This window comes from Mesorhizobium sp. NZP2077, assembly GCF_013170805.1.
Classification (GTDB): Bacteria; Pseudomonadota; Alphaproteobacteria; order Rhizobiales; family Rhizobiaceae; genus Mesorhizobium.
Genome location: NZ_CP051293.1, coordinates 661646 through 687782, shown reverse-complemented (window position 1 = coordinate 687782; position 26137 = coordinate 661646). Strand labels below are relative to the sequence as shown.

20 protein-coding genes are annotated in these 26137 nt (G+C 62.8%); 12 read left to right on the top strand and 8 right to left on the bottom strand.

What is annotated here, in order from left to right:
* Positions 1-95 precede the first annotated feature (95 nt).
* A complete protein-coding gene (locus HGP13_RS03240) occupies positions 96-872 on the top strand; it encodes an ABC transporter substrate-binding protein (RefSeq protein ID WP_172221433.1) in 777 nt (258 codons plus the stop codon).
* A gap of 53 nt (positions 873-925) precedes the next feature.
* The gene (locus HGP13_RS03235; RefSeq protein ID WP_172221430.1) at positions 926-2056 is read left to right on the top strand and encodes an aminomethyltransferase family protein; all 1131 of its coding nucleotides are present in this window, start codon (positions 926-928) and stop codon (positions 2054-2056) included.
* A 152-nt stretch (positions 2057-2208) separates the two neighbouring features.
* Here the strand turns inward: HGP13_RS03235 and HGP13_RS03230 are convergent, their stop codons facing one another.
* The 3 genes from HGP13_RS03230 to HGP13_RS03220 all read right to left on the bottom strand — a co-directional run bounded on the left by HGP13_RS03230 (position 2209) and on the right by HGP13_RS03220 (position 4888).
* On the bottom strand, positions 2209-2865 hold the full coding sequence (locus HGP13_RS03230) for a methionine ABC transporter permease (protein WP_172221427.1): 657 nt from the start codon (positions 2863-2865) through the stop codon (positions 2209-2211).
* Complete coding sequence (locus tag HGP13_RS03225) at positions 2846-3943, bottom strand: methionine ABC transporter ATP-binding protein (protein WP_172221424.1); 1098 nt, start codon at positions 3941-3943, stop codon at positions 2846-2848. The genes HGP13_RS03230 and HGP13_RS03225 overlap by 20 nt, the downstream gene beginning before the upstream one ends.
* 90 nt (positions 3944-4033) lie before the next feature.
* Positions 4034-4888: a MetQ/NlpA family lipoprotein gene (locus tag HGP13_RS03220; protein WP_172221421.1), complete on the bottom strand. Its 855-nt coding sequence runs from the start codon at positions 4886-4888 to the stop codon at positions 4034-4036.
* A gap of 535 nt (positions 4889-5423) precedes the next feature.
* Here HGP13_RS03220 and hpaR point away from each other — a divergent pair.
* The 8 genes from hpaR to HGP13_RS03180 all read left to right on the top strand — a co-directional run bounded on the left by hpaR (position 5424) and on the right by HGP13_RS03180 (position 14247).
* Positions 5424-5819, top strand: a complete 396-nt coding sequence (gene hpaR, locus HGP13_RS03215) for a homoprotocatechuate degradation operon regulator HpaR (RefSeq protein WP_246707268.1) — start codon at positions 5424-5426, stop codon at positions 5817-5819.
* A gap of 485 nt (positions 5820-6304) precedes the next feature.
* Positions 6305-7399, top strand: coding sequence for a transporter substrate-binding protein (locus tag HGP13_RS03210; protein ID WP_172221415.1), 1095 nt, complete (start codon positions 6305-6307; stop codon positions 7397-7399).
* Positions 7396-8013: an ANTAR domain-containing protein gene (locus tag HGP13_RS03205; RefSeq protein ID WP_172221412.1), complete on the top strand. Its 618-nt coding sequence runs from the start codon at positions 7396-7398 to the stop codon at positions 8011-8013. Before HGP13_RS03210 ends, HGP13_RS03205 begins: the two co-directional genes overlap by 4 nt.
* A 19-nt stretch (positions 8014-8032) precedes the next feature.
* Positions 8033-8899 carry an ABC transporter permease gene (locus HGP13_RS03200; RefSeq protein WP_172234600.1) on the top strand — a complete coding sequence of 289 codons (867 nt, stop codon included), beginning with the start codon at positions 8033-8035 and terminating at the stop codon, positions 8897-8899.
* Entirely contained in the window at positions 8896-9816 is a 921-nt protein-coding gene (locus HGP13_RS03195) for an ABC transporter permease (protein ID WP_027032292.1), read from the top strand. Before HGP13_RS03200 ends, HGP13_RS03195 begins: the two co-directional genes overlap by 4 nt.
* Positions 9817-9867: 51 nt before the next feature.
* Complete coding sequence (locus HGP13_RS03190; RefSeq protein WP_172221409.1) at positions 9868-11511, top strand: ABC transporter substrate-binding protein; 1644 nt, start codon at positions 9868-9870, stop codon at positions 11509-11511.
* Complete coding sequence (locus tag HGP13_RS03185) at positions 11501-12445, top strand: acetamidase/formamidase family protein (RefSeq protein ID WP_172221406.1); 945 nt, start codon at positions 11501-11503, stop codon at positions 12443-12445. The genes HGP13_RS03190 and HGP13_RS03185 overlap by 11 nt, the downstream gene beginning before the upstream one ends.
* Positions 12442-14247 carry an ABC transporter ATP-binding protein gene (locus HGP13_RS03180; RefSeq protein WP_172221403.1) on the top strand — a complete coding sequence of 602 codons (1806 nt, stop codon included), beginning with the start codon at positions 12442-12444 and terminating at the stop codon, positions 14245-14247. Before HGP13_RS03185 ends, HGP13_RS03180 begins: the two co-directional genes overlap by 4 nt.
* A gap of 33 nt (positions 14248-14280) precedes the next feature.
* Here HGP13_RS03180 and HGP13_RS03175 read toward each other — a convergent pair whose 3' ends face one another.
* From HGP13_RS03175 to HGP13_RS03165, 3 genes are read right to left on the bottom strand one after another with little or no spacing between them, the layout of a single operon-like run.
* The gene (locus HGP13_RS03175; protein ID WP_172287155.1) at positions 14281-17829 is read right to left on the bottom strand and encodes a glycoside hydrolase family 99-like domain-containing protein; all 3549 of its coding nucleotides are present in this window, start codon (positions 17827-17829) and stop codon (positions 14281-14283) included.
* Positions 17822-19117, bottom strand: coding sequence for a rhamnan synthesis F family protein (locus HGP13_RS03170; protein ID WP_172221397.1), 1296 nt, complete (start codon positions 19115-19117; stop codon positions 17822-17824). Before HGP13_RS03170 ends, HGP13_RS03175 begins: the two co-directional genes overlap by 8 nt.
* 22 nt (positions 19118-19139) lie before the next feature.
* Positions 19140-19988 carry a glycosyltransferase family 2 protein gene (locus HGP13_RS03165; protein ID WP_246707267.1) on the bottom strand — a complete coding sequence of 283 codons (849 nt, stop codon included), beginning with the start codon at positions 19986-19988 and terminating at the stop codon, positions 19140-19142.
* A gap of 465 nt (positions 19989-20453) precedes the next feature.
* Here HGP13_RS03165 and HGP13_RS03160 point away from each other — a divergent pair, with 465 nt between their 5' ends.
* Both HGP13_RS03160 and HGP13_RS03155 read left to right on the top strand, forming a co-directional pair.
* A complete protein-coding gene (locus tag HGP13_RS03160; RefSeq protein ID WP_172221391.1) occupies positions 20454-21293 on the top strand; it encodes a hypothetical protein in 840 nt (279 codons plus the stop codon).
* Between the two features lie 293 nt (positions 21294-21586).
* The gene (locus HGP13_RS03155; protein ID WP_172221388.1) at positions 21587-23581 is read left to right on the top strand and encodes a GGDEF domain-containing phosphodiesterase; all 1995 of its coding nucleotides are present in this window, start codon (positions 21587-21589) and stop codon (positions 23579-23581) included.
* Between the two features lie 40 nt (positions 23582-23621).
* Here the strand turns inward: HGP13_RS03155 and HGP13_RS03150 are convergent, their stop codons facing one another.
* Positions 23622-24602, bottom strand: coding sequence for a 2-dehydropantoate 2-reductase (locus HGP13_RS03150; protein WP_172221385.1), 981 nt, complete (start codon positions 24600-24602; stop codon positions 23622-23624).
* Positions 24603-24604: 2 nt separating this feature from the next.
* Positions 24605-26125, bottom strand: a complete 1521-nt coding sequence (locus HGP13_RS03145; RefSeq protein ID WP_172221382.1) for an acyl--CoA ligase — start codon at positions 26123-26125, stop codon at positions 24605-24607.
* Between the last annotated feature and the right edge of the window lie 12 nt (positions 26126-26137).

Genomic DNA, 26137 nt, shown 5'->3' with positions numbered 1-26137 from the left:
GCTATAGCGCCGTGATCGCCGCAGCACATGTCGTTTCCGTCTCCGCCGGGAGCACCAAAGCCCGTAGACTTCTGCAGTCAACGGGGATTTGGAACATGCGTCTTTTCGGTCGTTTCGTGCTTGCCGCTTCCGTCGCTCTCACCCTTGCCACCGGTGCTGCCAGCGCCCAGGACAAGAAGCTCAGGATCGGCACCGAGGGCGCCTATCCGCCCTTCAACTACGCCAGTGCCGACGGCACGTTGGGCGGCTTCGACATCGATCTCGGCAAGGCGCTGTGCGCTGAGATGAAGGCCGAATGCGAATTCATCGTGCAGGATTTCGACGGCTCGATCCCGGCGCTGCAGGCCGGCAAGTTCGACGCCATCATCAACATCACCATCACGCCGGAGCGGGCGGAGAAGGTCGAGTTCACTCACAAATACTACCAGACGCCGCCGGCCATCGCCGTGCCGAAGGATTCGACCATCGCCGGCACCTCGCCGGACGATTTGAAAGGCAAAGCGCTCGGTGTGCAGACCGCCACCATCCACCAGAAATACGCCGAGCAGAAATACGCCGGCTCGACCGTCAAGGCCTATCCGACCGGCGACGACGCCCGCACCGACATGGCCAATGGCCGCCTCGATGCGATGATGGACGGCTCGATCATCCTGACCGAGTGGCTGAAGAAGCCCGACGGCGCCTGCTGCAAGTTGCTTGGCACGCTGACCGCCGATCCGGCCATCCATGGCCCCGGCGTCGGTATCGCGCTGCAGAAGGGCAACAAGGAACTGGCCGACAAGTTCGACGCGGCCATAGACGCGTTGCGCGCCAACGGAAAATACAAGGAAATCAACGACAAGTACTTTTCGTTCGACGTCTACGGCAACTGAGACCGACAACAAATGCCTTCCGGCAGCGCCGCTTGGCGCTGCCGTTTTCATGAATGATGGAGACCTTCTTGGTTGAGCGGCGTTCCCCTTTTTACAGCAGCATTGTCGGGCTCGGCGCGACCATGGGTCGGGTCGGCGGCGATTTCATCTCGGCCAAATATTATTCCGGCATCGCCGACGAGCACCTGAACACGCGCGAGAAGGTCGGCGTCCAGGATCTCAGCACCATGGGCAAGATGGACATCAAGGGGCCGGACGCCGAGGCGCTGGTCAACCATGTCATCGTCAACGATGCCGCGGCGATGAAACCGGGCCAGGTCCGCTATTCCACGATCTGCCGCGAGGACGGCGGCATCATGGACGACCTCACCGTGTTCCGGCTGGGGCCGGAGCATTTCATGCTGGTGACAGGCTCGGTCAACCGGCTGAGGATGCTGCCTTGGCTGCAGCACCATGCCGGAGGGCGGAAAGCCTATGTCACCGATATCACCGCCGCCATCGCCTTCCCCACCATCCAGGGCCCGCGCTCGCGCGAACTGTTGAAGGCGCTGGTCACGGATGCCGATCTCGACGGCTTGAAGCGCTGGGCGTTCACCTCAGGCCAGATCAACGGCACGCGCGTCCTGATCTCGCGCACAGGCGTGACCGGCGAACTCGGCTTCGAACTGTTCTTGCCGGCCGACGAGGCAGCCTCCGTCTGGGATGCGCTGATGCGGGCTGGCAAGGATTTCGGCCTGAAACCCTATGGCGTGCTGGCGATGTTCACGCTCGGCCTTGAAAAGGCCTATCCGGCGCATGGCATCGACATGGACGAGACCCGCACGCCGTTCCATGTCGGCCTCGACCGCTGGATCAAATTCGACAAGGGCGATTTCGTCGGCCGTGGAGCCTTGCTCAAGATCCGTGACAAGGGCCTTGATGAACGCTGGACCGGCCTGATCCTCGACGGCGACAAACCAGCTGCAACGGATGCGCGCGTGCTGGCCGACGGCGAGGATGCCGGCGTCGTCACCTACAGCGACCACGGCTATTCCCTCGGCAAGGTGCTGGCGACGGCGCATCTGCGGCTGCCGTTCAGCGCTGTCGGCACCGAACTGAGCATCGATATCGATCGCAAGCTGACGCGTGCGGTCGTGGCGCCGATGCCGTTCTTTGACCCGGAAGGGACTAGGTTGCGAGGTTAGCGCGGCTTGCATCGGGGATCGCTGCCTGGGCGTTTAGCTGGACCGCCCATCGCTTCGTCATCCTCGGGTCTCCGCGACGCCGCTTCGCGGCTGCTCAGCCTGTGGATGACGAAGGTGAGGGAGGCCCGTCTAACCTCAAATATTCAGCCGGCTCACCCCCGCCGATCCAACCTCGCCACCAGACGATCCCCCACCCACTGGATGCCACAGACCAGAATGATCAGCACGATCACCACCGCCACCATCACCGACGTCTCGAAACGCTGATAGCCGTAGCGTATGGCGAGATCGCCCAAACCGCCGGCGCCGATGGCGCCGGCCATGGCCGAGGCGCCGATCAGCGTCACCAGCGTCACGGTGAAGCCGGCGACGATGCCGGGGAGCGCCTCCGGCACCAGCACCTCGCGGATGATCGTCCAGCGGTTGCCGCCCATGGCGCGTGCCGCTTCGATCAGGCCATGGTCGACCTCGCGCAGCGACACTTCGGCGATGCGCGCATAATAGGGCGTGGCGGCGATCGACAGCGGCACGATGGCGGCCCAGGTGCCGATCGAGGTGCCGACGATCAGCCGTGTCAGCGGGATCAGCGCCACCAGAAGGATGATGAACGGCACCGAACGGAAGCCGTTGATCACGGCGCCGAGCACACGGTTCACCCAAAGGTTTTCGGCAATGCCGCCGCGTTCGGTTGATATCAAGGCCAATCCTAGCGGCAGGCCGAAGACCAGCGAGATCAGGCCGGAGGCGGCCGTCATCAGCACCGTCTCCCAGATCGAACGCAGCAGAAGCTCAAACAGGATTGGCGACATGGCCAAGCACCTCCACCCGCGCCTGGCGGGCCTTCAGGAATGTGATCACTTCGGCGAGATGCCTTGCATCGCTGCCGGGGACAGAGAGAAACAGCGTGCCGACGGGCTGCTGCTGGATATGGTCGATGCCGCCATGGACGAGACGGAAGGCGCCCGGAACAGCCACGGCAAGGTCGGACAATAACGGGCCTCGCGCGGCTTCGCCGGCAAAGTCGATGCGCAGGATCGTCTCCGCGCCGGCTTCCGGCAGCAGCCGGGCCGCCAGTTCGGCTGGAAGTTGCGGCCGGATGGCGCCGAGCAGGCTTTTTGTGATGTCCGACTGTGGGTTGGCAAACACCGACCAGACAGGCCCCTCTTCGACGATCCGCCCGGCGTCGATCACCGCCACGCGGTCGGCGATCGAGCGGATCACTTCCATCTCATGCGTGATCAAAAGGATGGTCAGGCCAAGCTGCCGGTTGATATCTCTGAGCAAGGCAAGAATGGAGCGCGTCGTCTCCGGGTCGAGCGCCGATGTCGCTTCATCCGACAGAAGCAGCGCCGGCCGTGCGGCAAGCGCGCGGGCGATGCCGACGCGTTGCTTCTGGCCACCCGACAGCGATGCAGGATAGGCTTTCGCTTTCTCCGACAGCCCGACAAGCTCGAGCAACTCGGCTGCCCGCGCCAACCGCTCTGCCTTCGGCCGCCCCTCGATCTTCAGCGGCAGCGCCACATTGTCCTCGACGGTCTTGGCCGACAGCAGGTTGAAGTGCTGGAAGATCATCCCGATGCGCCGCCGCAGCGGCTGCAGGTCGCGCTCGCCGAGCCGGCTAATCTCGCGGCCCTCGATGAACACTTCTCCGGAATCCGGCCGCTCCAGCCCGTTCAGACAGCGGATCAGCGTCGACTTGCCGGCACCGCTGCGGCCGATAATGCCGAGAATCTCGCCCTTGCGTACCGTCAGCGAAATGCCGTCGATCGCCGGCGTGGCGCCAAAGCGGCGCTTCAGCTCGACAAGCCGCACCACGTCCTGCGACGTATCGGGCGGGGCGTGGGTGGGATCGGCGATCTCCTGGGATGCCGTTATATGCTGGTTCATGCGGTTTCCTGTTCTCGCCATCCGAAAACGCGATTGCGGCCCGCGCTCAGGCGCGGACCGCATTTGCACTCGAACTGGCGCCCGGTCGGATCAATAGGCGCTGAGGCCGGTGCCTTTGTAGACCTTGTCGAACTCGGCCTTCACCGCCTCGTTCTGGTAGGAAGCCACCAGCGTCTTCACCCAGGCCTCGTTCTCATTGCCGACTTTCACGGCGATGAAGTTGCGGTAGGGATTGTCGGCGATCGGCTCCTGGGCAATGCGGTTGTCCGGGGTCAGGCCGCTTTTCAGCGCCCAGTCGGTGTTGACCACGGCGGCGTCGAGATCCTCGACCGAGCGGCCGACGATGCCGGCGTCGAGCTCCTTGATCTCGACCTTCTTGGGGTTCTCCGAAATGTCGGCGGTGGTGGCCAGAATGCCGGTGCCGTCCTTCAGCTTGATCACGCCCTCGTTCTGCAGCACGCGCAGCGCCCGGCCTTCATTGGACGGGTCGTTCGGCACGCCGATGACGGCGCCCTCCGTCAGGTCGGCAACCGCCTTGAACTTCTTCGAGTAGAGGCCGATCGGCCAGACGCCGGTATAGCCGACGCGCACGATGTGATAGCCCTGCGTCTTGATCTGGTTGTCGAGATAGGGCTGGTGCTGGAAGGCGTTGGCGTCGATCTCGCCGCGCTCCAGCGCTTCGTTGGGCTGGGTGTAGTCGTTGAACACCACGGTCTCGATGGTCAGGCCCTTTTCGGCGGCTTGAGCGACGACGACGCGCCAGACATCCTCGTCCTCGCCGCTGATGATGCCGACCTTGATCGCCTTCTTGTCCTCGGCGAAGGACGCATGCGGCGCCATCAGGCTGCCGACCGCGACCGCCGAGGCGAACAGCAGAGCTAGGCCACTGCGCCGGTTGAGGGTTGACCAGAGGGAAGATGGCAAAGTGTTCTTGAAGTCCGACATGGTTTGATCTCTGCGGTTGTGAAGTCATGGCAGCCGGGCGGATTGCCTAGCCTTGGTCACACCATCAGAAATTCTATCGATTTTATCAAAGAACGTGTTTCGCCTTTGCCGTCGATGCCGGGAATATTCTCTCAAAAATTTCAGGGGCGCGAGCACAAGACGCCGTTGGAGCGACAGCAGTGGGCTGCTTTGTAGTCCCGCACCTCGAAGGAGGTCAGATTCGCAGCCGGGGCTCCAAAGCGCATGGCACCGGCGCGCTCAACTCGCCGATGTCGACCTTGGCATGGCGATCTTGGCTGAACGCGATGGGAGGCACCGCATGTCGTTCCCCGCCCTTATTGCGTTATTATAATTAACGCGCGTTGATTTATGCGAGGCCCTCGCGTGGAGCCTTGCGTCGCGCTTGGTACGACGATACCGGATGGTCTGGACGGGCTTGCGGCGGGCAGTTCGTACGAAGGCCGCCGTCCACAGCGAAGCCAGTGTTTGGAGCTTTCATTTCTTGCTGCCCAAAAACGCCCCTCGTTCCCTCCCAATGGCGCTGCTTCATGCCCGAGAAGCGGTGATGGCGCGGTTTCGCCCGATGCTTGCAGCGCATGACGTGACGGAACAGCAATGGCGCGTGCTGCGCGTACTGAGCGAAGCCGGCCCGGTCGAAGCGACCGAGCTCGCCGATCGTGCCTCGGTGCTGCCGCCCAGCCTGACACGCATCATCAAGGCGCTCGAGGGTCGAAAATTCATCACCCGCAACAAGGCGGAAGGCGATGGCCGCCGCGTCATCCTGACCATCGCCCCGGACGGCTCTGCCTTGATCGACGCCCTGTCACCCGAACGCCGCGTCATCTACGACGACATCGAGCGCCGCTTCGGCCACGAGCGGCTGGAGCAGTTGCTCGATCTGCTGGATACACTGATCGAAGCCGAGCGCTAGGCTCTCCCGCCAAGCCGCCAAGCCATGTCGGATCGCTGGCGAACTGACAGATCAAATCTTGGAATTGCTTTTCACACCTGCGCCCTGACCATCTTGTTCGGTTTCGCCACTTCGGCGCGACGAGCCAAGATCGTTGTTCAAAGGGTCCAGCTGAATCCGCAGATGCAACAGCCCGCATTGGCAATAGCGGGGGTCGGCGGCGATCTGTTCATCGAACAAGGGTGGAGGGCAGCGACGATGCCGACCAGCTGCGCAAATACCTAATGCGCTTCGATCGCAGTTTCGAGGACGTCGCCCGGAAGTGATAGACATCGCGCACGCCCAAATCCCATGATCGGGTTCCACGCACTTTCCCGCTTGACTGACCAGCCGGACCGAATACCCTAGCACAAAATACCGGCTCTGATCGCCGGGCGGCAAGAATGCCTCGTATGCCTCGCCCTTGCGGCGCTGGCTGCGGGGCATTGTCATTTCTGGGGTTCTGTTTGAAACGGCGTATCGAGATCGGCATCCTATATTCCCGCTCGGGCAGCTATCAGCTCGTCTCCGATGCGTGCCGCATGGGCGCCATGCGCGCCATCGCCGACATCAATGCCGACCGGAGCTACGGCATCGAACTGGTGCCGGTCGAGCGCGATCCGCAAAGCAATGCCGACCGCTACGCGACGCTTTGCGAGGATATTTTCAAGACCAGCAGCGCCCGCCATGTCGTCGGCTGCGTCACCTCCTGGAGCCGCAAGGAGACCATCCCCGTGCTGGAGAAGGCTGGCGGCATGCTCTGGTACGCTTGCCCCTATGAGGGCTTCGAGGCCAACGAGCATGTCGTCTACATGCACGCCTGTCCCAACCAGCACCTGGTGCCGCTGATGGCGCATGTCGTGCCGGGTTTCGGCGCCAACGGCTTCCTGCTCGGCTCGAACTACATCTGGGGCTGGGAGATGAACCGCGTCGCCCGCGACCTGATCGCGGACGCCGGCGGCAAGGTGCTTGGCGAGCGCTATCTGCGCATCGGCGAGACCGATGTGTCGCGCCTGATCGCCGAAATACGGGCGACACGGCCGAACTTCATCCTCAACAATCTGATCGGCACCTCCTCCTATGCATTCCTGGCGGCCTATCGCGATTTGGGCTGTGAGGATTCCACCTTTAGCCCTGAAACCTGCCCTGTCATCTCCTGCAATCTCACCGAGGGCGAACTGCCGGCGATCGGTGAAACGGGCAAGGGGCATCTGTCGGTCGGGCCGTATTTCGCACCACGGCGGGCCGCCTTCGCCTCGTCCTTCGAGGCCTCCGCCTATGCCTCCGTGCAGGTGATGGCCGACGTGCTCTCGCGAGATGCCGACGCCGGCCCGGCGGCGTTTTCGAAAGCTTTTGCCGAACGCCGCTTCTCCACCCGGCTCGGGCCGATCGCCATAGACGCCCACTCCCAGCACGCTACGTTGCCGGTGATCATCGGTCGGATTGCTGACGGCTTCTTCGAGGTCGTCAGCCGCGAGGACGAGGTCGCGCCGGACCCCTATCTGTCGCGCTACGATCCGGCCAGGACGTTTGGCCGGCCGCGCCTGCGGGTGGTGTCGTGACCAGAACGCCGCGCATCCCCAATCTCGGCGGCGCCAGGGCCTTCATCCTGCATCGCTCGCATCCGACGGTGCAGGCCATCACCAGGCAATTGTCGGCCATCGGCCTGGTCACGCTGGACTGCTGGCCCGAACTGCCGCCCGAGGCGCTGGCGGCCGACTTCGTCTTCTTCGATGCCGATCTTGGTTTCGACGAGCAATTTCCGTGGAAGCCGGGCGAGGCGCCTATGCCGCTAGTGGCGCTGATCGGCTCCGAGGCGCCGGGCCGCATTGAATGGGCGCTGTCGCATAAGGCCGACGCACAGCTCCTGAAGCCGGTCGGCAATGCCGGCGTCTACAGCGCGCTGCTTATCGCAAGGCAGAGTTTCGAGGCGCGAAAACACTTAGCCGGCGAAATTGCTGCGCTGCGCCAGCGTGTAGCCGAGCGCCAGACCATCGTACGCGCGGTGGCGGCGCTGTCGAAAGGCACCGACGACGAGCGCGCCTATGCGCAACTGCGCTCGCTGGCCATGAGCTGGCAGATCAGCGTCGAGGATGCCGCGCGCCGGATCGTGGCAATGACGAATGAGGAAGCAAAAGGTGAGGAAGGCGGCGATGACCAGTCCCATCGCGCCTGATTTCGCCGCGCCATCGCGCATGCCGGCCAAGCCACGTGCGGGCGTCTGGCGCCGGCTGGTCAAACGCCGTCTTGCGCTGCTTGGCCTGGTGATCGTCGCCATCGTCGTCGCCGGCGCTGTGCTGGCGCCCTGGCTGACCGGCTACGATCCCAATGAGCAGATGTTCGACGGCCTGACCATCGAGGGCTCGCCGCTGCCGCCGGACGCCAAATTCTGGCTCGGCACCGACCTGCTCGGTCGCGACCTGTTGACCCGTATCCTCTATGGAGCCCGCACCTCGCTGATCATCGGTATCGTTGCCAATGGCGTGGCGCTATTCATCGGCACTTTGGTCGGCGTCACCGCGGGCTATTTCCGCGGCTGGATCGGCAGCGCGCTGATGCGCTTCACCGATTTGATGATGGCGTTCCCGGCGCTGCTGCTCGCCATCTGTCTGGCGGCGGTGTTCCAGCCGAGCCTGTGGATCGTCGCCATGGTGATTGCCCTGGTCAACTGGGTGCAGACCGCGCGCGTCATTTACACCGAGACGAGCTCACTCGCCGAACGCGAGTTCATCGATGCCGAGCGCACCATCGGCGCGGGCGCGCCACGCATCCTGTTTCGCCACATCCTGCCGCATCTCCTGCCGACCATCATTGTCTGGGGCACGCTCGGCATCTCGACCACGGTGCTGCTGGAGGCGACGCTCTCCTTCCTCGGCATCGGCGTGCAGCCGCCAACAGCCTCCTGGGGCAACATCATCTTCGAAAACCAGACCTATTTTCAGGCGGCACCCTGGCTGGTGTTCTTCCCCGGTGCCGCGATCCTGGCGCTGGCGCTGGCCTTCAACCTGATCGGCGACGCACTGCGCGACATTCTCGATCCGACACAAAGGGGTCGGGCATGATCGCCTATCTCGGCCGCCGCCTGATCCAGTCGCTGCTCATCCTGCTCGGCGTCTCGCTGATCACCTTCGCGCTGCTCTATCTCCTGCCGGCCGACCCGGTGCGCCAGATCGCCGGCCGCAGCGCCACGCCGCAGACGGTCGAGAACATTCGCCAGCAGCTTGGCCTCGACCAACCTTTTGTGGTCCAATACTGGCGCTATCTGACAAAGCTCGTCAGCGGCGATCTCGGCCGCTCCTACATCCAGCGCTCCGAGGTGACAGAGCTGATCGTCTCGAGGCTGCCGGCCAGCCTGCTCCTGATGGTCGGCGCCATCCTGTGCGAACTGCTGATTGGGCTCTCGATGGGCCTGATCGCCGCCGTCAAGCGCGGTACCGCCACCGACCAGACGTTGATGGTCGCCTCCTTCGTCGGCGTTTCGGCGCCGCAATTCGTCGTCGGCCTGCTGCTGCTCTACGTCTTTGCCGTGCGGCTGAGCTGGTTTCCGATCGGCGGCTACGGCACCTGGCGCCATCTCGTGCTGCCGTCGCTCACCATGGGCATCCTCGGCGCCGGCTGGTATGCGCGCATGATGCGCTCGTCGATGATCGACGTGCTGCGCCAGGACTATGTCCGCACCGCGCGTGCGAAAGGCCTGGCGCGCAGCGCCATCATTTTCCGCCACGCTTTGCCCAACGCCATCCTGCCTGTCATCGCCATGATCGGCATCGACATCGGCATCTTCATGGGCGGCATCGTCGTCGTCGAAAGCGTCTTCGGCTGGCCCGGCATCGGCCAGCTCGCCTGGCAGGCCATCCAGCGCGTCGACATCCCGATCATCATGGGCGTCACGCTGGTCTCGGCCTTCGCCATCGTGCTCGGCAATCTGCTTGCCGACATCATCGCGCCCTTCATCGACCCCCGTATCAAACTCAGATGAGCATCAAGCTCAGATGAAACCAAGAAAACAAACAGAGAAAGGGAACACGAAATGAAAAAATTCCTTGCCTCCACAGTGGCGGTATCGGCGCTGGCCCTGATGCTCGGCATGACGAGTGCTCGCGCCGAAGACACCATCGATCCCAACGCCAAGCAGGGCGGAGAGATCATCGCCACCTACAAGGACGACGTCACCACGCTCGACCCTGCCATCGGCTATGACTGGCAGAACTGGTCGATGATCAAGAGCCTGTTCGACGGGTTGATGGATTACGAGCCGGGCACGACCAAGCTGAGGCCCGACCTTGCCGAAAGCTACGAGATTTCGCCGGACGGCAAGACCTTCACCTTCAAGCTGCGCCACGGCGTGAAATTCCACAATGGCCGTGAGATGACGGCCGACGACGTGAAGTATTCGCTCGACCGCGTCACCAACCCGAAGACGCAGAGCCCAGGCGCCGGCTTCTTCGGCTCGATCAAGGGCTATGACGATGTCGCGGCCGGCAAGGCGGACAGCCTCGCGGGTGTCACCGTCGTCGACCCCTACACCGTCAAGTTCGAACTAAGCCGGCCAGACGCCACCTTCCTGCATGTCATGGCCATCAACTTCTCGCATGTCGTGCCGAAGGAAGAGGTGGAGAAATACGGCGCTGATTTCGGCAAGCACCCCGTCGGCACCGGCGCCTTCAAGCTCGCCGAATGGACGCTCGGCCAGCGCATCGTCTTCGTGCGCAATCCGGACTATTGGCACAAGGGCCTGCCGCATCTCGACAAGATCACCTTCGAGGTCGGCCAGGAGCCGATCGTGGCGCTGCTGCGCCTGCAGAAGGGCGAGATCGACCTGCCCCTCGACGGCATTCCGCCGGCAAAATTCCAGGAGGTGATGTCCGACCCCGAACAAAAGGCGCGCGTCGTCGAGGGCGGCCAGCTGCACACGGGCTACATCACCATGAACACCACCATGGCGCCTTTCGACAATGTGAAGGTGCGCCAGGCCGTCAACATGGCGATCAACAAGGCGCGCATCATCCAGATCATCAATGGCCGTGCCGTGCCGGCCAACCAGCCGCTGCCGCCGTCGATGCCGGCCTACGACAAGGAATACAAGGGTTATCCCTATGACGTTGCCAAGGCCAAGGCGCTGCTTGCCGAGGCCGGCCATCCCGATGGCTTCGACACGCAATTGTTCGCCATGAACACCGATCCCAACCCGCGCATTGCCCAGGCGATCCAGCAGGATCTGGCGGCTATCGGCATCAAGGCCAGCATCCAGGCGCTGGCACAGGCCAACGTCATCGCCGCCGGCGGCGACAAGGCCGGCGCACCGATGATCTGGTCCGGCGGCATGGGCTGGATCGCGGATTTCCCCGATCCCTCGAACTTCTACGGCCCGATCCTCGGCTGCGCCGGCGCGGTGCCGGGCGGCTGGAACTGGTCGTGGTATTGCAACAAGGATCTCGATGCCAAGGCTGCCGAAGCCGACTCCATTGTAGACCCGGCGAAGGCCGAGGAGCGCAACAAGATGTGGAGCGATATCTACGCCAAGATCATGGCGGATGCGCCCTGGGCGCCGGTCTTCAACGAGCAGCGCTTCACCATGAAATCCGCACGCATGGGCGGTGCCGACAACCTCTATGTCGACCCGGTCCACGTTCCGATCAACTATGACAATGTGTACGTAAAAGATGTGCAATAACTGCGACTACACCATCCACGGGCGCCATCACCATTTCGGCTGGGACAATTCCTTCGTCCCAGCCGAGCGGGTAGCGCCCGGCTCGACCATCGAGTTCCAGTGCCTCGATTCCTCCGGCGGCCAATTGCAGGCCGACAGCACGGTCGCCGATATAGCCAAGCTGGACTTCGCTAGGATCAATCCGGTGACCGGGCCGATCTTCGTCGAGGGCGCCGAGCCCGGTGACGCGCTGAAGGTCACGATCGAGATGTTCAAACCGTCCGGCTTCGGCTGGACGGCAAACATTCCAGGTTTTGGGCTGCTCGCCGACGACTTCAAGCAGCCGGCGCTGAACATCTGGAAATACGACACCGCCTCGCTGGAACCGGCGCTGTTCGGCAATAACGCGCGCGTGCCGCTGAAACCGTTTGCCGGCACTATCGGCAACGCGCCGGCTGAGATGGGCCATCACTCGGTCGTGCCGCCCCGGCGCGTCGGCGGCAATCTCGACATCCGCGATCTCGCCGCCGGCACCACGCTCTATTTGCCGGTCGAGGTGACCGGAGCGCTGTTCTCGGTCGGCGACACGCACGCCGCGCAAGGCGACGGCGAGGTTTGCGGCACGGCGATCGAAAGCCCGATGGACGTCGTGCTCAAGCTCGACCTGGTCAAGGACGCCAGGCTGAAGACGCCGCGCTTCACCACCACCGGCCCGGTGTCACGTCACCTCGACGCCAAGGGCTATGAGGTGACGACCGGCATCGGCCCTGATTTGATGACTGGGGCCAAGGAAGCGGTGGCGCAGATGGTCGACCTGCTTGCCGGTCGCTACCAGATAGACCCGGTCGAGGCCTACATGCTGGCTTCGGTGTGCGGCGATCTCAGGATCAGCGAGATCGTCGACATGCCGAACTGGGTGGTGTCGTTCTACTTCCCGCGCTGCGTGTTTGAATGAACGCAGGCGTGGCCAGAAATCGGACCGGGGTGGCTGCCCCGGTGGCGGCGGGACCGGTGCTCGACATCGCCGACCTCTCCGTCAGCGTGCGTGGCGAGGACGGCCAACGTGAGGTCGTCTCCAACCTGTCGCTGACGCTCGCGCGCGGCGAAACGCTTTGCATTGCCGGCGAATCCGGTTCCGGAAAGTCGATGACCGCGCTGGCGATCATGCAGCTTCTGCCGCAGCCTGCTGCCCGCATATCGTCAGGCAGAATCCATCTCGGCAATACCGATCTGACTGATCTCGACGAGCGCCAGATGCGCCGCATTCGTGGCGACCGTATCGCCATGATCTTCCAGGAGCCGATGACCTCGCTCAATCCGGTGCTGTCGATCGGCCGGCAGCTCACCGAGTCGATCGAGGCGCACACCAGTCTCTCGCCAGCCGAGGCTCGCCAGCGCGCTATCGAGGCGTTGAAGGCGGTGCGCATTTCAGAGGCCGAAAGCCGGCTAAAACAGTTTCCGCACGAACTGTCCGGTGGCATGCGCCAGCGGGTGATGATCGCCATGGCATTGGCGCTTGAACCCGACGTGCTGATCGCCGACGAACCGACGACGGCTCTCGACGTGACCGTGCAAGGCGAGGTGCTGGAGCTCTTGCGCGACCTGCAGCGCCAGCATGGCACCAGCGTCATCCTCATCACCCACGACATGGGCGTGGTCGCCGAAATGGCCGACCGCGTCATCATCATGCGGCACGGCCGCATGGTCGAGGAGGGCAAGACGTCGGACATCTTCGCCCGGCCGCGGGCCGGCTATACGCGCGAACTGCTCGCTGCCGTGCCGCGCATCGGCAGCGGCGTCGGCCGCCAGAAATCCAGGAATGCAGCCGAAGCCTCGAAACCGGCCAACGTCGCCGATGTCAAGGATCTGCATGTCCGTTTCGACCTGCGCGGCGGCATCTTTGGCCGGGTCAACGCCAGAGTCCATGCCGTCGAGGGCGTCAGCTTCTCGATCGCACCCAACGAGACGCTGGCGCTGGTCGGCGAATCCGGCTGCGGCAAGTCGACCACGGCCAAGGCGCTGGCCGGGCTGGTGCCGTATAGCGGCAACATCGTCATTGGCGGGCGCAATCTCTCTGGTCTCGGTCGCGACGAGCGCAGGGCGGTACGCCGCGACGTGCAGATGATCTTTCAGGATCCCTTTGCTTCGCTCGACCCACGCATGCGCGTCGGCGACCTCGTCGCCGAGCCGCTGGTCATCCACGGCATCGCCTCGAAGGAGGAGCGCAGCCAGCGTGTCGCCGCGCTGTTCGAGCGCGTCGGCCTGTCGGCCGACCAGATGGAACTTTATCCGCACGAATTCTCCGGCGGCCAGCGCCAGCGCGTCTGTATCGCCCGCGCCCTCGCCTTGCGGCCGAAGCTAATCATCGCCGATGAAAGCGTGTCGGCGCTCGACGTCTCGGTGCAGGCGCGCGTGCTCGACCTGTTGAAGGAATTGCAGCGCGATTTCGGCGTCGCCTACCTTTTCATCTCGCATGACATGGCGGTGGTCGAGAACATTTCCGACCGTGTCGCCGTCATGTATCTCGGCCAGATCGTCGAGATGGGCACGCGCGACCAGGTCTTTTCCAACCCTCGTCACCCCTATACGAAACGGCTGATCGAAGCCGTGCCGGTACCCGACCCGGCGCAACGCAGAAGCCGCTTCGCCCGCCTCGACCAGGAAATCCCGGGCGCCACCCGCAGGATCGGCGAGGCACCGCTGAAACTGGCCTTGCAGGATGTCGGCAACGGCCACCTCGTCGCCGCCGGCGACTGATCCTGCGCAGCCGAATCGGATCGCCGCGCCAACTCACGCCGACGGGGAACGGCTCTCCGGTGGCCTCGCGGGGAGTTCGCGCAATTTGCTGAGCGAATACAAACTTTCCATCTCTTCGGCCGGGCGTCCGGGGAAGAGCTGCTTCCAGAGCTGCACGACATGTTCGGCCATTCTCAGCCTGATGGCCAAATCCGTTGGGTATGTCTGCAGCACATGCTGATGGATCATCTGCCGCGTGCGCAGCAGCGCCTCGGAATGGGAAGCCGTGATGATGCTGGTCACGCTGTCGCTATGCAGACGGTGGTGGTTGAGCGATGCAGCCTCATAGGCGACGGATCCGTTGCGGATTGCCTCGAGGATAAAGTGCCAATCGCCGCTCGTCGGCAGGGACAAGATGTACCCGACGAAGTCCGGCGTGATGCCGAATTTCCGGAAAACCGCGGCGCTGATGTTGATGACCGTGTTGGTGACGCCCAACCCCTCGTTGACCTCCTGTTCCGCCGAAACCTGGTAGCTGCGTTTCCATTTGGAATTGGAGAGATCGGTGAGGTACGGGCTGGACGGATAGTCGCCGACGATCTCGCTTCGATCGTTGATGATCTTCGATGCGCAAAAGGCAAGCTTCACGCTTGGGTCGCGGAACAAGGGCAGGAGTGTTTCGAGGAAAGCCGGGTCGGATACGTCGTCGGCTTCGGCAATCCAGATCAAATCGGCCCTTGCGAGCTCTATGCCCTTGAACCATTGAGGATAGGGCGCTCCGGAATTCCTTTCACTGACGATGATGCGGGTGCCATAGACGCCGGCATAGTAATCCAGAATCGATCGGCTATCGTCTGTCGAGGCATCATCCAGGATGATAAGCTCAAAATCCTGGAAGGACTGCCCCAGAATACTATCCATACGCTCGTGCAGGTAGCGGGCGTAATTGTAGTTAGGCACGATGATCGAGACTGCGGGCGGCTTGCCTGCGACCTTCCGCATGGTCGACAGCAGGCGCGGAAAGACCCGATCGGTGGAAAAATGCCGCCTTGCCTTGGCGCTCGCCTGTTTGCCGAGCTTCGTCCGCAAGGGCTTGTCCCGGATCAGTTTCAGCGTGGCATCGGCCATCGCGACGGGATCAGCCCATTCGACGATCATGCCGGCATCGTCTTCGACGAACTCCGGTGCCCCGCCGCTCCCGGCGAAGCAGATCACCGGCAACTCGGAGGATGCCGCTTCCAGCACAACGCGGGCGAACGGCTCTTCGCGGGATGTCAGGAGAAACAGATCAGCGCCCCGGAAATAGAAGCGCACATCGTCGACATCGCCCACGAAGGTGACCTTTTCGTCCAATCCGTCCGCCCGCAACTTTTCGAGCTGCTGCGACCATGTGCCGAGAGCCTCGTCCTTTTCCCGCCCCGGAAACGAGCCGAGCCAATAGAAATGATAGTCTTCGACCCCACGCGCTCGAAGAATTCGGGCCACCTCGATAAAGAGATCGGCACCTTTGCGGAAGGGCACTCCAATGCCCGATCCGACGACGATGGCCTTGTCCATCGGCCAGCCGGCAAGGCGGCGGCATTCAAGGCGCTGGATTTCCGTGTGGCCTTGATCAATGGCTGCTTGCGGAACCGCGCTTGGGACGACGTCTATGGCGCCCGTCGCAATGTTGTGCGCGGACACCAGATAGTCCCGGACACTTCGGGAACACGCCACAAATCTCTGCGTGTGGGAAACGACATCCCCCATGTCGTCCTTCACGTATCGAGCGACGCTCGTTGCCAACTCCCTGGCATGCGTCAGTATTGGCCGACCCAGTTCAGCAAGCAGCGCGTGCGCACGGCCGGTCGCCAGACTGTTGCAATAGACGAGATCCGGCTCGCCGCCGTACCAAGCCTTGATGCAGGCCAGTTTGGCAGCGGTCGTATCGGTCTGCGAAACCACATCGCTCAGAAGAACGGTATCGACGAGACGTCTAAACTGTTCGAGCCGTTGACCACCTTCCAGGCACAGCACCTTGATCTCCAAGTCCGTGTGTCGTTGGAGCCATTCGATAATGTTGAGCAACGATGCCTGGGCCCCACCGAGGGCTGCGTCGTGCGACACGAACAGGACACGCCAGGACTGACTTCTGGTTGATTTGCCGGCCGCTGGAGCCGACACCACGTCCCGCGTCTCTTGCAGATAGGCATAGCCGTAGCGGGCGTCGGGCTCGAGATAGGCTCCCTCCGCCCATTCGTTCCAGGCATTGATAAAGATCAGGCGGCTGTCGAAATCGGCGAAGCGATCGCTTGTATCGACGACCGCGTTGGCGAGCCATTCTCCGTAGCGGGACGGCGACGCGTTGACCAGAATGTAGGCCGCCTCCATCCTCCGCGCGGTGTTGTCCCAGGAGGGGCAAAGTCCGCGAAACAGTGTGTAAGGAACCTGCGGGTAGGCGCGGCTGCGATAAAGGAGTTCTGCCCAGTCGTAGATCTTCCCCCTGAAGCCGCTCTTGAGCGTTGGGATGCTGTCGCTGATCTCGGGGAACCTTCCAAGATTCGGCGGAAACTCGACGGCGGCGTCGAATCCGAATTCGGCGGGATCGCCCATGTCGAACGACTGAGGATAGGCAAGAAAAATCTCGCCGATGCCGGCTTCCCGGCAATAGGCCCTCCAGCGCTGTGCCGTTTCTGCCGGCGACGGAAACAATCCGGGCCGGTAGATCATAAGCAGTGGCCTGCCGCCGACACGGATGTAACGCCGGTCACGGAAATAGCCGGCTACATATTCGATGAAGGCCAGGTCGTCCTCGGGCGAGTGCGATTGCGCGATCAGCACTTCCTGGTCGCGCCCATCCCAACGGCGGCCCCAAGGCTCGTTTGCCCAGTTGATGCAGAAGCCCATCTCGTGCGCATCGTTCTCGACAAACTGGGTGATCGGCATCTCGAGCAGACGCCTGCCGTTGAACCAGTAGAAATGAAAACAGAACCCCGAAATACCATATTGTATGGCGATCTCGATCTGCTCCTTCTGGATGTCCTTCACCCGCAAATCATAGAAGCCAAGGTCTCCCGGCAGCCGGGGCTGATAATGACCGTCGAACTGTGGCACCGCGCGTGTCACATTCGTCCACTCCGTGAAGCCCTTGCCCCAAAAGGCATCATTTTCGGGGATCGGGTGGAACTGCGGCAGATAGAATGCAATCAGGCGCGCCCTCAAGGCGGCCGGTCGCTCCTCGCTGGATCGCGGTACATAGGTGGCGGGTCTCTGGATGTCGCCGGCATTTGTGCCCGGAGCACGTCGGGTGCTGCGCCCCTCAATCTTGCCGAAACGAATGTAGTGATCCAGCGGATTCATCGACGCGACAGCTACGTCGGGATATTTCTTCAGGTAGTATTCGTTGTCGAAGTTTGGACTTGGGTTCCGGGACTCGGCGACACCGTGCCTGATGTAGTGCAGGATCGGATCTTTCCCGCTCCTGACTACATCCGGATTCTGAACGAGATACCACGACACATCGAACAGCCCGCTGGTTCGAATTCGTTGACGGAGTCGAAATCTCTTCCATCGCCTTCTGCTGGTCAACGAACCCACGAAGATCAAAAATTCGGATTTATCCAATCGGGTCTGCCTCGCGGGAATCCGGCGTCATGTCATCATCCCAGGCAACGCCGGAGATATTTGTGCCGATCATTCCAAGCACACGCTCGAGTGCATGCTGCAATGTGCCGTCCTGCTGGTTTGACTCTTCGGGGAAGACTGCCAAAGGCAGGTCAAGCCACATGAGCGGTTCCAGCGCGCTGCGGCGAACCCAGAACATCGTCCCGGCAAAGAAGTCGAGACGAGAGCTGGAGGGCATCCCCATTGTCTCCAGCAAATTGAGGACCATCGCCCTGTTCTCGCCCCATGCAGCTTTCTCTCCCTTCCATTCATTTGGCAACCGAAAGCGTCTGGATCCAATCATCTGGGTGTCGGGCGAACGCTCGAACTCGGCGATAATGCGATCAACCACGTCGCGGGATCCGATCAGGTCGAATGCACTCGCCTGGCGCCAGATCTCACCGAGGACCATGCGCGGCCCGCTCGGCCCCGACTTCTTGCCATGCAGCTTGCAGATGAGATTGAAGGGATCGAGTCGTCCTTCGCGAAGCAGTTGAATGAAGGGGCCGATATCGCGGCCACGATTTTCATAAACAATAATCTCGGCATCCGGAAATCTTGCCTGAACGCGTTGCGCCAATGCCGCGTCGGGCCGGGTCAGCGTGAGAAAGATCTGGAATTGACGGTCGGTCGCTTCCAGCAGCGCCTCGAATTCGGGCCAGAGATCCGCGTAGTGCAGGTGAAGCGCGACGGCGATCTTCTGCTCGGCGCTGGGCCGGCGTTCGGCGGCCTCTGCGGGTGGGCCGTCGAAGTACCGCGACATGGTCTTCTGCAGATTGTCACTCCCGGTACCGAAGCCCCAACCGTGAAGGCTCCCGAGGGCACGGGCCAATTCGCGCCCTTCCGCTCCTGCGATGTGCAAGAGAGGCTGCAATACGAGGCCTTGGCCAAGCGGGACTTGAAATCGCTTGTGGCGATGGCGCCGAGTCAACAGCGCGCCAATATCCCTGATTCTTAAGGGTCGAACGCGCGCGGCAAGGATGTCACTGCTTTCAAATTGCAACACCAGGCCGTCTTCGGTGCTCTTAAGCAGATAGGACGTCCGCTTGGTAACCGGCACATAGACGATCCTGTCGGCATGTCCTGGGCGGCGAACATTGAGCCGGAGAAACGGCATCCGCCTGTCTGTCGGCGAAAGCTCGACGATGTAGCGTCCCGGCGCGTCGATGTGGATTTCGCTCACATCAGCGCTTCGGTCGACGCCCCATGCCTCTTCTTTTCGCGGCTCGCGGCGCAGGACATCAGCCAAGGCGACACTCGTGTCGGCAGCTTCAGGCGACATAGCCGCTGTTCCGATTCGCGCGCGATCGGTCAAGGATGCTGTCAAATATACCTATCAGTCGGCCCAGGGAATTGATCAGTCTGTTTCGATTAAGCGTCAGGCAATAGAAGCCTATTTTCGTGGAATAACGGAGTATGTCCACGAATGGGCTATAGGCGATGCCGTACTTTTTGCGCAAGTGGATTTCCGAGCGCATCTTCGACCGATACCGGAAGATCCGTGACCGGGTCGACTGCGCAACCGAAGTGCCAACGTCGTGGACAGCATGCGCGCCACTGACAAGGATCATGGGCTCGTCACGCTGCAGCAGACGGTACGAGAGGTCGTCATCTTCGAAATACAGAAAGATATCCTCATCAAACCCGCCCGTTTCCAGGAAGAGCGTCCGTTTGATCATGAACACGCCGCCATTGACGAAGCGGACGCAACAATCCCCCCACACCTGCCTGATACGCGTGGGCAGCGACACGCCGGAAAGGCGATCGATTTCGCTCTGCTCGCGAAACCACAGTCGCCCATCCACCGTGTTTGTGCGCGGCACGAAGACACCGCAATTCGGGTAGCGCTCAGCCGCCTGCATAAGCGCATCCACGGCGTCCGTTCCAAGACGCACGTCGGGGTTGATGAACAGCAAATACTCCCCCGATGCCGCGGCCGCGCCGATGTTGCAGGCGTGCCCAAAGCCGAGATTTAATGCATTATCAACACGATGAACGGAAAAGCCCGACAGGGCAGTAGAAAGATCGTCTGTACTTGCATTGTCGACGCATATGATCTCCAGCCCTGGAGGCAGGCGAGCAAGCGCGCCACGCACGGTATGCGCGCTGTTATGCGTCACGGTAATAGCGGTTATCGACCTATTCATTGCCAAGCCATTGCTGATATCTCAGTTGGCTTCCCCGTGGAAGGCTAGCGACCCATGCGCAATCTAAGCGCTGCCACTCCGGTGGTCGAGTCAATACTCCGACTAAGATAGGGGGTAATGGGCGCGCCGACCCCGCCGCGCGCCGCCGGTCTGCGCGCGATGAGCGGACCGCCAGGGAAGCGAGCCAAGTGAGGCAAGGCAGCGTCAAGTTCGAGCCTGAGGTGAAGAACGGAGCCATCGCCGCACAGGCATTGGCCTCCGTGGGTATGGACGGGCCGACGGATGCGCAATATGGGTGGGGATGAGGGCTGCTGTGGTGCTCACATTTTCGCCGCGTCGCTTAGGCAGGTGACGTTCGTTGAATGACGCTGCGCAGGGCGGGTTGGCCTTATGGTCTGACGCCGCCCGCGGAAGTGTCGATATCGGGGGATATGGTCAATGACTGACAACAAGCCGGACGTTACCAAGGATTGGCAAGCGACGCAGGGCCAGAAGTCCTCCGCCGCGCGCCTTCGCCTTTTTGCCGCACTCTCGTGGATCGTCGCCATCGGCGGCGAGATCTACGGAATTATCCTGCTTCGCCAGGGCAAATTCGACCAGGCACACCTGCCCTTGATCATCGGCCTTCTGGTCGGCATCGCGATTTTCGCGATCGCCGGCAACTTGCTGTGGAAGGCGGCCAACAGGCACGACCCGGCCCGCGCATCCGACACGGCCAGTTTCTTCTTCCAAAACCAGCTCGGCGCGATCATCACGCTGATCGCCTTCGTGCCGCTGGTCTTCCTCATCCTCTCCGACAAAAACATGGATCCGCAGACCAAGAAGGTTGCCGGCGGCCTCGGTGCTGTACTGGCCGTGGTCGCCGCGATAACAGGGGTCAGTCTCAAGCCTCCGTCTGTCGAGCAGTACACCCAGGACATGAACGCGTGCGCGACACAGATCAAGACGGGGCAACCGACCACGGCCTGTTCGCCCGACGTCGCCGCCCAGGCGCAGGCGATCGCCACGGACAGCGCCGCGGTGACAGCGGCGACGCAGGACGCGAGCCACCCGGCCGGTCAGGATGTCGTTTACTGGATCGCGCCCGAAAACGGAGCCAAGAAGTCCTCCGAGCCGCATGTTTTCCACCTCTGCGCAGGCGTGAGTCCGCTGAAGGACAAGACCGTGAATAGCGGCTCCGTGACGGAGGCCTACGCACAGAATGCCATCCGCATCACCAAGCAGATCGATATGGAACAGAAGCAGTGCGGGTTTACCGCTAAAGCCAGCACCAACTGAACCCACCCGCGCTCGATCGTCGGCGCCTCCAGCATAACGGTGCCCGCAAGCGCCCCTGGGTGCCTTCGTGGGCATGTGGTTCGCCCGCTTCTGGCGGGCGGTACAAGAACGCGGCGTGACTGGCTGGAGCAATTCCAAGGGAAGTGGGACGCGGTTTTCCCGGGAAAAGCGCTAGGCGCTTTCCCTTGGGAATTGTGTCCAGACAAAGGGCTGCTCCAGGAATCGAGCGATTGCGCCGCGGGCTGGTGAATCCTTAACGCGATTTTCACCGCGCTAGCCTAGCCACTTGGCATATGAGGCATTCCAAGCAGCCTGTTCCAGGGTCCGCCCCTCAAGGGCAGGGTGAATCCGTGGACGCCGGGATTCTCCGGGATCAGTTGGCTGATCTGCGGACCGGGATCTTCATTTCGATGCCTGTCGGCACGGTCCTCTCGGCCCTGATCCTGGCCGTGCAGATGCTTTCGGGCGGCGGGCTTGCGGCGGTTCTGTGGTTTGCGGCGGTCAGCACGATAAATGGCGCACGCATTGCCCTTGCTCTCTCCCAATCGGATAAGATCGACAACCGGCTGAAACCGGTCGGTGCAGGGCTCTCTTCTTATGGGATTCTGGCTCTGGCGTCGGGTATCGCCTGGTCTTTTCTGGCAGTGCTGACCGATGGCTACACCACGCCCCAGGCGCCGATCTATCTGATCGTTCTCGCCGGCGCGTCGGCCGGTTCCGTCACCTACGGAACATCATACGCCCCGTCCTCGATCAGCTTCATGACGCTGCCGCTTTTGATCACCATCGGCTGCCTTTCGGCAAAAGGCGGAGTCGAGAACTATATTCTGGCTTTCACAGTCCTGCTTTTTCTCGCTGGCATGGTCAGAAGCGCGCTTCTTGGACAAGCCCGCTTCCGCGAGGCGAGCCGCCTTAAATACGAGGCGAAGGCGTTCGCCACCGAGATGGAGCGAAACTCCAGGCGGGATCCGCTGACCAATTTGCTCAACAGGTACGGGCTCGAGCAGGCTATCCGCCAGCTCGGACTTGCCGACGGTCCGTTCGTGGCCATGCTGATCGACCTGGACGGCTTCAAATCCGTCAACGACACCTATGGTCATAATATCGGCGACGAGCTGCTGGTCAGGGTTGCGCGCAGAATAGAAAACCATGCGCCGCCAGGGGCAACCATTTCGCGCATCGGCGGCGACGAGTTCGTGCTGCTCTTTCCCGCCGGCAAGTCCGTGCAGTCGACCGGCGAACTTGCATCGTCGATCATCGCCGCCATCGCAAATCCGGATCCGGCGTTGAATTCGGTGCGTGTTGGCGCTTCGATAGGCATCTACGTATCGGAGAGACCGCAATTGACGGAGATGTTGCTGCGGGCGGACTTCGCACTCTATGCGGCCAAGCGCAGCGGCAGGAATGAATACCGTCTCTTCGATGCCGGGCTCGATCGCGGACTCGAACGCAAGCACTGCATCGAGCGCGATCTGCGCGGGGCCATCGAAACAGGCACTCTCTGCTCATGGTTCCAGCCCATGGTGCGACTGGACACGAATGCCGTGGTCGGCTTCGAGGCGCTGCTGCGGTGGCGCCACCCGGTTCATGGCCCCATTTCCCCGCCCGAAATCGTCACCGCGGCGCGTGAAACCGGGTTGCTTTCCCTGTTGACGGAAACGGTGTTTCTAAACTGCTGCGCCATGATCGAAGAGCTGGTGAGAAACGGGCGTCAGCATGTTCGGGTGGCGATGAATCTCTCGCCGCGCGAACTCGAGGCGGGCAATGTCGATGAAATGATCCTCGACACCCTCAAGACGAAGAATGTCCCTGTGGCGATGCTCGAGATAGAGATCACGGAAGAAGCGCCCGTGGATCGCGACAGGGTTGACGAAAAGCTGGAACGCCTGGCGGATGCGGGCCTATCGATTGTGCTGGATGATTTCGGCACCGGCTTTTCGACGCTGGTTTCGCTGAAGGACAGCCGAATCCGCAAGATCAAGATCGACAAGGACTTCGTTCGCGATCTCGCCAAATCCGTGGAAGATCAGGCCCTGGTCAAGGCAGTCATCGATCTCGGGCGAACGCTGGGAATGGAGGTGGTCGCCGAGGGGGTCGAAACCGACGCTGATCGCCTGATCCTGCGGTCGCTCGATTGCATGGTCGCGCAGGGCTTTCTCTTCTCGGCAGCACTTCCCATGCATGATGCGCTGGCCTTCGAGCCAGGCCGCTTCGACAACTCTCTCTCTACCTTCCTTGATCCAGCAGCGGGCTTGCCGCTCAAATCCCAAACCGGCGCCGCCGCTTAGCAACGGCCGCGTGCAGGCCAGCGGCGCCGACGCGTCCCCATCACCCGTAACACCCGCGTTCCACCGCCAGGCGCCGCACAAGCGCCAGCACGGCGTCGATCGTCGGCGTCGGCTTGTCCGTTAGCCGGCCAAGTTCTTGCACCGCGCTCACCAGCGCGTTGATCTCCATCGGCCGGCCGCGCTCCAGGTCCTGCAGCATCGAGGTCTTGTGTTCGCCGACATCGCCGGCGCCCTTGATGCGGCGATCGACCCCGATCGGAAAGCGCACGCCAAGGCTTTCGCCGATCGCTTGCGCTTCCAGCATCATGGCGCGGGCAAGCTGGCGGGTGCCTTCGTCGGCGACGATCGCGGCCAGCGTGGAGCCGGTCAGCGCCGAGATCGGGTTGAAGGAGAGGTTGCCCCACAGCTTCACCCAGATCTCGCTGCGTATGTCGTCGCGCACCGGCGCCTGCAGGCCGGCCTTGACCATTTCCTCGGCCAGGCGCGTCACGCGTTCGCTGCGCGCGCCCGAGGGTTCGCCGAGCGAAAAGCGCTTGCCTTCGACATGGCGGATGAGGCCGGGCGCGTCGACTTCGACGGCGGGATAGACGACCGAGCCGATGACGCGCTGCGGCCCGATCCGTTGCCAGATCGCGCCGCCGGGATCGACCGCGTTCAGTCTGGTGCCCTCGAGCGGCCCGCCAACGCCATGGAAATACCACCACGGCACGCCGTTCTGCATGGTGACGACGGATGTGTGGTTCCCGAGCAGCGGTGCGATCTGGTCCAGCGCCGGGGTCAGCGAATGGGCTTTCAGCGCCAGAACCACGTAATCCTGCACGCCGAGTTCCTCGGCCTTGGCTGCGGCGCGGACCGGCGCCACCGATTCTTCGTCATCCTCGATCAGGCGCAGGCCGTTTGCCTGGATCGCTTCGAGATGAGCGCCGCGGGCGACGATCGACAGCTCGGTGCGGCCGGCGATCGCCAGCTTGGCGGCGAGATAGCCGCCGATCGCGCCGGCGCCGAAAATGGTGATCTTCATCGTCAAAGCCCGAGTTTGGCGGCAAGCCCGATGCGCTGCAGCTTGCCCGTCGCACCCTTGGGGATTTCTTCGAGGATCAGCACCTTGCGCGGCACCTTGAAGTCGGCGAGCCGGGTCGCGGCGTAGGTGCGGATGTCGTTCTCATTGGCGCTCATGCCTTCGCGCAGCACCACGGCCGCCGCCACCTCCTCGCCAAGCTTTTCATGCGGCATGGCGAAGGTGACGACCTGCGCCACCGCCGGATGATCCATCAGCACGTCGTCGACCTCGAGCGGCGAGATCTTTTCGCCACCGCGGTTGATGATCTCCTTGAGCCGGCCGGTGACGCGGAGATAGCCGTCCTCGTCGAGCACGCCCTGGTCGCCGGTGTGGAACCAGCCATGCGCGAAGGCGGTGGCATTGGCATCGGGGTTCTTCTCATAGCCAGCCGTGACATTGGGCCCGCGAATGACGATCTCGCCGGTCTCGCCGGCTTTGAGCAGCTGTCCGTCGGGCGCCATGACGGCCACCTCCGGGCCGGCGCCGGCGCCGACGCTGCCCGGCTTGCGCAGGCCCGGCGGCAGCCGGTTTGAGGCCATCTGGTGGGCGGCCTCGGTCATCCCGTAGGATTCGATCACCGGGCAGCCGAAGGTTGCTTCCAACTCGCCCATCACTTGCGCCGGCAGCGACGCCGAGGAGGAGCGGATGAAGCGCAGGCGCGCGGACTCCAGAACCTCCGCATTGCGGGCCGCACGGGGCAGGATCGCCTGGTGCATGGTCGGCACCGCCGTGTACCAGCTTGGCTTCGCGTCGCTCAGCCACTGGAAGAAACGCAGCGCGTTGAAGCCCGGCGTGCAGTAGATGCTGCCGCCCGACGCCAGCGACGACAGCACCGCCGCAATCAGGCCGTGAATGTGGAACAGCGGCATGATGTTGAGGCAGCGGTCATCGGCGGTCAGGCCGACGGTTGCGCCAATATGGGCTGATGAAGCGGCGATGTTGGCATGGCTGAGCGGCACCAGTTTTGGTCGCGACGTCGTGCCCGATGTGTGCAGCAGAAGCGCGATGTCGCTATCCCGCGCCATATCGGGCGCCGCTTGCGGACCGACCGCCGCGCCCTCGATGGTGAAGCTGCCGGCGGGGGTGCCGGGCGAAACGACCAGCCGCAGCACGCCAATGCCGAGGCGTTCGGCCACCGCCACCGCCGGTCCGGTCTCATTCTCCGTGATAAGGATCGCCTTGGCACCGATGTCGGTGAGGTAGAAATCGAGTTCATCGGCGCGATAGGCGGGGTTGAGCGGCGCCGTCGAGGCGGCGGCGGCCATGGCAACAAAAGCGGTGGCCATCTCCGGCCCGTTCGGCAGCACGATCGCCACCCGGTCGCCCCGGCCGATGCCGAGCGCATGCAGCCGCTCAGCCGTGGCCGCGATCAGGCGGCGCAGTCCGCCATGGGTGAGGGTGGTCCTGTCGGGTGCCAGGATCGCCGGTGCGTCATCGGCGCCGGCGGCGAGACGGTGGGAGAGGTCTTTTGAATTCGTGCTCATGGTCACCGAATA